This is a genomic window from Ligilactobacillus acidipiscis DSM 15836 (genome assembly GCF_001435755.1).
Taxonomy (GTDB): Bacteria; Bacillota; Bacilli; order Lactobacillales; family Lactobacillaceae; genus Ligilactobacillus; species Ligilactobacillus acidipiscis.
In genome coordinates, this window is sequence record NZ_AZFI01000079.1 from 1 (window position 1) to 9450 (window position 9450).

At 42.7% G+C, this 9450-nt stretch carries 7 protein-coding genes and 2 pseudogenes; 3 read left to right on the plus strand and 6 right to left on the minus strand.

The window, feature by feature from the left end; translation table 11 throughout:
* The 4 genes and pseudogenes from FC65_RS06475 to FC65_RS12425 all read right to left on the minus strand — a co-directional run.
* Positions 1 to 327: histidine phosphatase family protein (locus FC65_RS06475; RefSeq protein WP_162257051.1), on the minus strand; the 327-nt coding region annotated here is incomplete at its 3' end.
* A gap of 27 nt (positions 328 to 354) precedes the next feature.
* Positions 355 to 1023: a histidine phosphatase family protein gene (locus FC65_RS06480; RefSeq protein ID WP_056971998.1), complete on the minus strand. Its 669-nt coding sequence runs from the start codon at positions 1021 to 1023 to the stop codon at positions 355 to 357.
* Positions 1024 to 1108: 85 nt separating this feature from the next.
* A complete protein-coding gene (locus FC65_RS12420; RefSeq protein ID WP_338088174.1) occupies positions 1109 to 1630 on the minus strand; it encodes a TrkA C-terminal domain-containing protein in 522 nt (173 codons plus the stop codon).
* Positions 1631 to 1846: 216 nt separating this feature from the next.
* Positions 1847 to 2981 (minus strand): annotated as a pseudogene (locus tag FC65_RS12425) (cation:proton antiporter); the annotation flags it as partial.
* Between the two features lie 199 nt (positions 2982 to 3180).
* On the opposite strand from FC65_RS12425, the gene helD reads away from it, so the two are divergent.
* Positions 3181 to 5484, plus strand: a complete 2304-nt coding sequence (gene helD / locus FC65_RS06490) for an RNA polymerase recycling motor HelD (protein ID WP_056971999.1) — start codon at positions 3181 to 3183, stop codon at positions 5482 to 5484.
* A gap of 377 nt (positions 5485 to 5861) precedes the next feature.
* Here helD and FC65_RS06495 read toward each other — a convergent pair whose 3' ends face one another.
* Entirely contained in the window at positions 5862 to 6422 is a 561-nt protein-coding gene (locus FC65_RS06495) for a GDSL-type esterase/lipase family protein (protein ID WP_056972000.1), read from the minus strand.
* A gap of 181 nt (positions 6423 to 6603) precedes the next feature.
* Between FC65_RS06495 and coaA the strand changes: the two genes are divergently transcribed.
* Entirely contained in the window at positions 6604 to 7527 is a 924-nt protein-coding gene (gene coaA / locus FC65_RS06500; RefSeq protein ID WP_056972001.1) for a type I pantothenate kinase, read from the plus strand.
* Between the two features lie 106 nt (positions 7528 to 7633).
* On the plus strand, positions 7634 to 9187 hold the full coding sequence (gene guaA / locus FC65_RS06505) for a glutamine-hydrolyzing GMP synthase (protein ID WP_056972002.1): 1554 nt from the start codon (positions 7634 to 7636) through the stop codon (positions 9185 to 9187).
* Between the two features lie 64 nt (positions 9188 to 9251).
* Here guaA and FC65_RS06510 read toward each other — a convergent pair.
* Positions 9252 to 9450 (minus strand): annotated as a pseudogene (locus FC65_RS06510) (hypothetical protein); the annotation flags it as partial.

The following is a 9450-nucleotide window of genomic DNA, read 5'->3' on the forward strand; positions in this document are numbered from 1 at the left end:
GGATGCCCCGATCATTAACCAAGCCTGGTCCGAGTCGCTGCCTTCGTAATAACCATAACTTTGTTCGCGAAAGGCTGGCAGTTCTTCTGGCTCTGGCAACTCTGGTGAAGCAACGTTTTCTTGCAATAAGAAGTGACAAGTTTTCTCAGCACGGGTCGTATCACTATGAAATGCTTTGGCAAAATTGATGTGGCTCAAATGGTGCCCCGCCATGTGTCCGTCTTGCATCCCCTTGGGAGTTAGCGGCGAATCACACCAGCCCTGCATTCTGTTATAGCGATTTAGGATCGTTTGTCCGTGTCTGACTAAGTAAATGTTAAATGACATAATTTCTACTCCTTACTTTCAAATCTTTTAGTAATCGAAATCTTCGCCTGTTTGATTGTAATAATCGACTGTGAAATTGTGCCCATCTACGGTCAGCTTAGTGACCGATCCGTTAGCCGGATCTGGGAATAAGGGTGTTTTTTCGTCAAACAGATTAGCGATACTTCTGATCGTCATCGCATGGCTGACCACTAAAACGTTCTTGCCATCTGGAATTTTATCTCTCAAATAGTCAAACCCGATTTTGACCCGACTCCAAAACTCTGCATCATTTTCTGCATCGTCAAATGGATCTGCTTCTTTCATGAAGTCTCGTGTTTCCACTAATGAGTAATTATTTACGACATCTTTGAATGAATGGCAGTTGTGCTTGGCTCCGATCATCGTCCAAGCTTGGCTGGCATCTGAACCTTCAAAATAGCCAAAGCTTTGTTCCCGAAAATTCCGGAGTTCTTTAGGTTTTAGACTAGCGTCTGTCGCCTGATTTTCTGCTAAAAGATACTCGCATGTTCTTTTGGTGCGCATTGTGTCGCTGTGAAAAGCGTAGTCAAAGTGTTTATTTGCCAAACGTTTTCCGGCTAAGTGTGCGTCTGCGACACCTTTTTGTGTTAATGGTGAATCACACCAGCCTTGCATTCTATTGTAGAGATTTAAGTAAGTCTGTCCATGTCGCACTAGATATACTGAAAAAGACATTATAGAATTCCTCCTTCTACAGTGTTGTTATATTTAGTATACAACAGATCACTGACTGTATCTTCCCAAATACTTAAAACCGGCTTTATTGGTCGACTGAATTTTGATTATTCAAAATTTGGCGTAAACGTGCTACGACTTCCCGACTTCCTGAAAGCAATAAGTGGTCGCCGAGCTGCAGTTGCGTGCCTCCTTTAGGTGCAATGAATTGATGTTCACGAACGATCCGGCTGATCACGATATTTTGAATCTCAGGCAGCTCTGATAATTCTGTTCCTTCATAAAGAGAGTTGGTCAACTGGATCTCAAATATTTCAGCATCACTCGACGTTAACAAGCGCAAGACCTCAGGTGACTGGATCGCCGAGCGTAACACACCGACACCGGTCGTGAATGTGCTAAAGAATTCGATGTTTTTCTTTTCAAGTTCGACTTTCATCTTTTGCGCTTCTTCTGGGTCTTGGGTGTCTAAGCGTAACAGGACTCGCGGAACTCCGTATTTTTTGGCGGCGAGTGCTAAGTCGTAGTTATCCGCTGCCAAACGGTGGGCCAAGACCAGTACATCGGTGTCAAAGATCCCCGCTGTGATCAATTCTTTGGCATCCATCGTTTCTAAAAATGTAATGTCAGTTACGCCTTGATAAGCTTCATAGCGCCCATGATTATCCGTGTATAGTTTGACTGAATACCAGTCTGCTGGGAGCCCCTGGGCGGCATTGACCGCTGTTAAATTAGCACCGATCAAATGCACATCGGTTTTGGCAGCAGGTTCGTGCTCTGGGTGATACAAACGTTTGAAAAACAAGGGTCCTAATAAGCAGGNTCAGGATACCTGCGATAATAAAGGCTCCACTCTGGTCGGCTTTCATAGCCCAAATATTTTGGGCGACGGTCGTGGCCGCTAAGATCAGTGTGATGGTCGTTTCCGATAGCATCGTTGCTGCAAAAGCATTAGGTTTGCTAAAGAGTGCTTTGAACCCGAAGAAAGCGGGCAGCTTGGTCAGCATAAACGCCACTAGCAGCAACGGGATCAAAAGCAGCGTTGTTTTAGAACTTAGCAATCCCGGCAAGTCCAGCTTGGCCCCAGTTAAAATGAAGTAAAACGGGATCAAAAAGCCGTAACCTAAGGCGTCTAATTTTTGCTGGGTCGTTTCTTCCGGTTCTAATAACTTAATAACGATTCCAGCCAAAAACGCACCGAGGATGTTTTCGGCACCCACAGTTTCAGCGAGAACAACTAAAACGATGATCACTAAAAACGCGAAGCGCATATCTAGCTGCGTTGTTGATTTCGTGTATTTTTGAAAGTGAGTAAAGAAGTTGCGAAACCGAAATAATAAGAAGGCAGCGGCTAAGAAAACTAGTGAGATCAGCCATAAAGTTCCGCCGCGTCCGCTCTTGAGTGAGGAGTAGATCGTTAAGGCCAGTAGCGGGATGACTTCACCTAGGACAGCGAATAAGAGGATCGTTTGGCCAAACTTCTTGCCCAATAGTTCATTTTCTTTCAAGACACCGATCACGATCCCTAAGGCAACTGTCGCTAACAAGATCGCAGCGAGAGCCATATCAGAAAAGAGTCCGCTGATTTTTAAAATTGCTGCTAAAATAATAGCTGCTAGTACTGTCAGGCTATAGGCAACTCCGGCTGCAAAGACAGGGGAGTGTTCTGAGGTAGTCTGCTCAGCTTTTTTGGCTGCCAAAGCAGTGGAGGTGTCGGTTCGTTTGAATAAAGAAAAGTCGATCTCCATTCCACTTAAAAACAGTAGTAAGATCACGCCTAAAGTTGACATGGTCGTTAGAACGCCGTTTAAGTGGATCACATTGAAAAAACTTTTACCCAAAACGATCCCCACTAAAATTTCGGCGATCGAACTGGGTAAGAGTAAAACTTTAAATTTTGCTAAGAGCATCGGGGTGATAAAAGCGGCGAATGCTACGATAACAAGGGATAGATCCACAAAATCAGCTCCTTAGATTTAGGATAATGGTTGAAATAAGTAGTTTACATACATTGATTTAATTGTACAAGCAATTTAGCCGGAGGTGCAACTTTCAACGTTCTTTTAATTTGATAAAACGAATAGACTTTGTTTGTAGCAGCTGTCAAATAATGGTAAAATATTTCATTAGATTTTAAATCAAACGGGGGCGTTAGGCGTGAGTTTGACTATTAAACAAAAAGAGCAGCGGCGAATGGATGAAGTTGTTGCAAAAATCAAGCAAGCAGAAAAGAAAAGCCAGGCCAACATTGATAGTGCCGGCAAGGATCAGCAGGCGATCATGAATGATTTCAAAAATAATGTGCGGATCAAAACGGGGACATATTCAGGCATGATGGAAACGTCTTTGACGGTCCGTCAGCAACAAACCATGCTGCAAGAAAGAGAAAATAATTGGCGTCAGGCAACGCGGCAGTTAGATGTGCTGCAACGTTTGGAAAAAACGCCGTATTTTGCGCGGATCGATTTCCAAGAAAATGGTGAAAGCAAGCCGGAAAGTGTTTATATTGGGCTGAGTTCTTTTACGGACACGCCGGATCACTTTTTGATCTATGACTGGCGCGCACCGATCTCAAGTATCTATTATGAGGGCGGATTAGGGCAGGTGTCTTACGAAACACCCGATGGCAGGCAAAACGTTGAATTGACATTGAAACGTCAGTTTATGGTTGAGGACGGCACGATCTTGACAGTTTTCGACACAGATGAGACAGTGGGCGACCAGATGTTGTTGGAAGTTTTAGATGAATCTTCTGATACTAAGATGAAGAGTATTGTGTCGACCATTCAAAAAGAACAAAATAAGATCATTCGCGATACTAAATCAGACTTGCTGTTTGTTCAGGGTGCTGCAGGGTCTGGAAAAACGTCGGCAGTCCTTCAACGTGTAGCCTTCCTCTTGTACCGCTATCGGGGCAATTTAAATTCCAGTCAGGTGATATTATTTTCGCCAAACCAGTTATTTAATGACTATATTAATGAAGTTTTACCAGAACTCGGTGAACAAAATATGGTCCAAATGACTTTCTATCAATACGCTAAACGGCGGGTGCCGCGGCTCCATGTTGAAACCTTACAAGAACGTTTTGAAGAAAGCAATGACGAACAGGAACGAAAAGCTAAGAACTTAAAGGATAGTTTAAGTTTCTTTAAGGCTACTAATGCCTACGCAGACTTTTTGAATAGTAACGGGATGCACTTTAAGAACATCATGTTTCACGGTAAGCCGTTCTTTAGCAAAGAGCAGATCAAAGAAATTTATTACAGCTTTAACAGCAATTACAATCTGCGCAACCGTTTGGCAGCGACGCGTGAATTTTTGCTGAAGAAATTAAGCAGCAAGGTCAACCGTGAGGCACGGACAGAACGAGTTCAAAAAGCGGTCCAAGATTTAGGCCAAGATGAACTGAATGACTTATATGGTGACCATCCGCGCAACTTTGCCAATGGTGACAAGGAAATTACTTTTCTGACCAAAGAATATGTCACGCGCGAATTTCAAACGATCAAACGGGCGATCACCCGCAATCGGTTTATCAATATAAACGGTCAGTATGTTCATTTCTTGCGACACTTGCCTGATTTGTTGGACCTAAGCGAGTTTGGCTTGGCTGAAAATGAGTGGCAAAAAACAGTTGAAAAGACGATCGCCACGATGAAAAACGGCAGCATTTCTGTAACAGACGTGACCGCTTACCTCTACTTGTTTGACCAGATCATCGGCAAGCGGGGCGACCTAGAGATGCGGCAGGTCTTTATTGATGAGATCCAGGATTATTCAGCTTACCAGTTAGCCTTATTAAAGGAAGAATTTCCTCGGGCTAAATTCACGATGTTGGGTGATTTGAACCAGTCGATTTTTACGCAAGAAAGCAGCCATTCACTGTTAAATGAATTAAGTACGATGTTCGAACCTGATAAGACGCAAGTGGTACAGTTAACGAAGTCTTATCGTTCGACGCAACAGATCACTGATTTCAGTAAGGATATTTTACACAATGGCGAAAAAGTTGAAGCTTTTGATCGGGCGGGCGATTTGCCGACAGTCACGGTCGATTCCAATGAGCAGCGCATGGTTCAAGATGTAGCTACTCAGTTAGACCGTAATAAAGAAGATAAGATGACCACAGCTATCATCACTAAGAGTTTGCAGGAAACTGAAGAACTGACAGCTAACTTGAAGGAGTTAGGTCAGTCCGTGACTGCGATCAAAACTGAAAATCAGCGTTTAGTCCCAGGAACGATAATTGTGCCGTCTTATTTGGCTAAAGGCCTGGAATTTGATGCGATCATCGTCTGGAATGCGAATGAAGCAAATTATCACCGCGAGGATGAACGTCAGTTAGTCTACACGATCTGTTCACGCGCAATGCATCGTTTGAACATTTTCTCCGCTGGCAAGTTAACGCCATTGATGGCCGACATTCCAACTGAGCGTTATGAATTGATCGATCGGTTGTAAAATGAAAATTACAGAAAAATAGGAACTGGGTCCCAGCATTTTGATCAAAATGCTGGGCTCTCTTTTGATAGCTGGAATTATTAAAAAACGAGCTGCTATTGCTTGATTTAGTCAGCAGTCTGGCAAACGTTTGTCTGTTAAGTTCATTTATTCCAAAAAGGTCCAGATGAAGTTGATGTGGCCCCAAGTATGCGAAAGAAGGGTCCAGATGAGAGCTAACTGGGTAAAAGTATGTCAAATGAAGGCTCGGGTTCGATTCGAGAATCTCTCAAGATAAACGCAAAACAGCCAATCGGGAAAACTATTTTTTTCGTAAATAAAACTACAACATAAAAAGGATTTGAAATTTTCCTATTATATTGCAGTTTGCTGTTATATTATTGTAGTTTTTGTTGAATAACTGGGGCCAATTGAGTCAGCAACAAGTCATAGGCACGAGGTGCATAGTGCAAATCATCTTCTTGCAGCAGTTCTGCTGCAGAGTGTTTGACAGCTTCAGCAAACCAATCAATGTAGTCTGCTTGTTTATCCTTGGCAGTTTCAATAGTGGCTAGTGCGTACTGTTGCAGTTTCTCGATCGGGCGATGACCTTGTCTTGTTGGTCCTGTGATCCCTGGTGTGATCAAGATAGATTTTGCAGCCCCTATTTTTTCTAGCATGATCTCAAGATTATTTTGATACTGCTGTAAAGTCATTTTGGGTACTTGAACATCGTTGGTCCCAAAAAAGATCACGACTAGGTCTGGCTTATGTGCCAATACATCTGTCTGCAAACGTGCGAGGCCGCCCTGAGTATTGTCGCCTAAAACGCCGCGGTTCATGATTTCCGCTTGCGTAGGCGCTAATTTTTGTCGTAATTTGTCAGTGAAAATTGAAGTCGGGTAACCATGAGTTGCCCCAGCGGTGATACTATCACCAAATAAAATGATCCTTTGCATAAATTTCTCATCCTTTAGAACTCTTTTAATTCACTATAGCATAATTGTTCTGCTCGATGCCAAATGTTGATTTTTAGTAAGCGTTTTAATTTTAAACGAACACAATAGTACAAATCCCGACCTGTTGTGCTATAATTCATAGCGAATGCTTAAAATCAAAAGTGGAAGGCGTTTATCACTAATGGAAAATCGACTTAATTATTATCAGATCCCTCGTGAAGAATGGCGCTCATTTTATCGGGATCACTATGTTCCCTTATCTAGTCGGGAATTGATGCGGATCAAATCCTTAAACGATGTGATCTCTTTAAAAGATGTAGAAGAAATCTATATGCCTCTGGTCCATTTGCTGGGAATGCGAATGGAGGCACGCAATTATGGTCAAAATCAATTGGCTGACTTTTTAGGTATCAAACATAAGCCGACTCCCTTTATTTTGGGAATAGCCGGTTCAGTGGCCGTTGGAAAAAGTACGGTTGCACGGTTGTTACGTGATTTGTTGACGGAAATTTTTCCCAACAAAAAGATCCAGCAGATCACAACTGACGGTTTTTTATATCCATCTGAAGAGTTGAAAAAAGGGCATATTATGAAACGCAAAGGCTTTCCTGAAAGCTACGATATGAAAGCTTTGATCAATTTTATCAATGATGTGAAAAATGGTCTGCCTGCCAAAGCCCCAGTATATTCTCACCAGGTCTATGATCGTGTCCAAGGTGAGTACGACCTGATCGACCAACCGGATGTTTTGATTTTGGAAGGGATCAATGTCTTGCAGCTGCCAAGTAACCAGCAGATCTTTGTCAGCGACTTTTTTGATTTTTCAATTTATGTCGATGCAGATGAAAAGCTGATCAAGAAATGGTACATGGAACGTTTTGATTTGATCTTGGATCGTGCCAAGGATGAACCAAATGACTATTACCACGCATATGCGATCGGTGATCGGGATGTCGCGCGTAAAATGGCGGAAGATGTCTGGCATGATGTGAACCATAAAAATCTACACTCATATATTTTACCAACCAGAAATCGCGCAGATTTAATTTTAAATAAGGGTGAAAATCATCTGGTTGACGAACTATATTTACGTAAATTTGTCTAAGATAGCGTTTTTGTCCGGTTTTTCTTGAGAAAACATTGACCACTAGGAATTCAGCCGGTACAATTAACTGAGTAAAGATTGTAAAAATTAAGATGAGGTGAATATCTTGGCTAAAGTTGATATGCAGGACTTCGACAAGATCATCGTTCTTGATTTTGGAAGTCAGTATAATCAGCTGATCACACGGCGTATCCGTGAATTCGGCGTTTATTCTGAACTGTTGTCACACAAATTGACAGCAGCTGAAATCAAGAAAATGGCACCAAAGGGGATCATCCTTTCGGGGGGTCCTAATAGTGTTTATGATGATGGTGCTTTTGATGTTGATCCTGAGATATTTGATCTTGGTATCCCAGTGTTAGGAATCTGCTACGGAATGCAGATCATGGCAAATGAGCTGGGTGGTAAGGTTGAAAGTGCAGCTAATAAAGAATACGGTAAGGCCCTGATCCAAGTGACAAATGATCAGGCACCGACCTTTAAAAACTTACCCGAGGAACAAACAGTGTGGATGAGTCATGGCGACTTAGTCACAGAAGTTCCAGAAGGTTTTGTATCGACAGCAACGAGTGCTAATTGCCCGATTTCTGCGATGGCAAATAATGCCAAGAAATTCTACGGCCTGCAATTTCATCCAGAGGTTCGCAACACAGAATATGGTAATGACATTTTGCGTCATTTTGCCTTTGATGTTTGTGAAGCTCGTTCGAATTGGACGATGGCAGATTTTATCGACATGCAGATCGAAAAGATCCGTGAAAAAGTTGGCGACGATAAGGTCTTATTAGGCCTGTCCGGCGGTGTTGATTCTTCAGTTGTCGGTGTCTTATTGCATAAAGCAATTGGTGACCAGCTGACATGTATCTTCGTTGATCATGGTTTGTTACGTAAAAATGAGGCGCAGCTCGTGATGGACAGTCTAGCCGGAAAATTTGGGCTGAATATCATCAAAGTTGATGCTCAGCAACGTTTCTTGGATAAACTAGCTGGTGTTTCTGATCCGGAAAAGAAGCGTAAAATTATTGGTAATGAATTTATCCAGGTCTTTAATGATGAAGCTATCAAATTGAAGGGTGTTAAGTGGTTGGCACAAGGCACACTTTATACTGATGTGATCGAATCAGGTACTGATACCGCGCGAACGATCAAGTCACATCATAATGTTGGTGGTTTACCAGAGGACATGGTCTTTAAGTTGATCGAACCGTTAAATACTCTGTTTAAAGATGAAGTCCGTGAGTTAGGTGAAAAACTTAATATGCCTCATGAACTTGTTTGGCGTCAGCCGTTCCCAGGTCCTGGTTTAGGGATCCGAGTCATCGGTGAGATCACTGAAGATAAGTTGGAAATCGTGCGTGACAGCGATGCAATTTTACGTGAAGTTATCGCTCAGCATGGCTTGGACAAGGAAATTTGGCAGTACTTTACTGTTTTGCCGGGCTTCAGGTCCGTTGGTGTCATGGGTGATGGTCGGACATACGATTATACGATCGGGATCCGTGCCGTTAACTCGATCGATGGGATGACAGCTGATTTTGCTCAAATTCCTTGGGATGTCTTGCAAGAGATTTCAGTGCGGATCGTAAACGAAGTTGATCACGTTAATCGCGTAGTGTACGACATTACCTCTAAGCCGCCTTCCACTATTGAGTGGGAATAGACAAAATTGGCCTGTAAACGTTGGTATATCAACGTTTTAATGACTGTCTAACCCGTTCGTGCAACTATCGTGCAACTTCTGGTGCAAGTCCAGCGGTAACGCCGTTGTTTTGAACCTGCGCTACGTCTGATTTAGCGGTCGAAATTTCGACTAGACCATTCAGGCGTTTGGCGGCCTCGAAGTTCATATTAGGATATAAATGCCCGTAAGTTCCGAGTGTCGTCTGAATATCTGGTTCTTTATCAAGTGGTACTGATGAAATG

What these genes read in the sequence shown, in the direction of transcription:
- FC65_RS06495 (WP_056972000.1), bottom strand. Translation starts at nt 6,422, where the DNA reads ATGCAAAGGATCATTTTATTTGGTGATAGTATCACCGCTGGGGCAACT.
- FC65_RS12420 (WP_338088174.1), bottom strand. Translation starts at nt 1,630, where the DNA reads ATGGATGCCAAAGAATTGATCACAGCGGGGATCTTTGACACCGATGTA.
- coaA (WP_056972001.1), top strand. Translation starts at nt 6,604, where the DNA reads ATGGAAAATCGACTTAATTATTATCAGATCCCTCGTGAAGAATGGCGC.
- FC65_RS06480 (WP_056971998.1), bottom strand. Translation starts at nt 1,023, where the DNA reads ATGTCTTTTTCAGTATATCTAGTGCGACATGGACAGACTTACTTAAAT.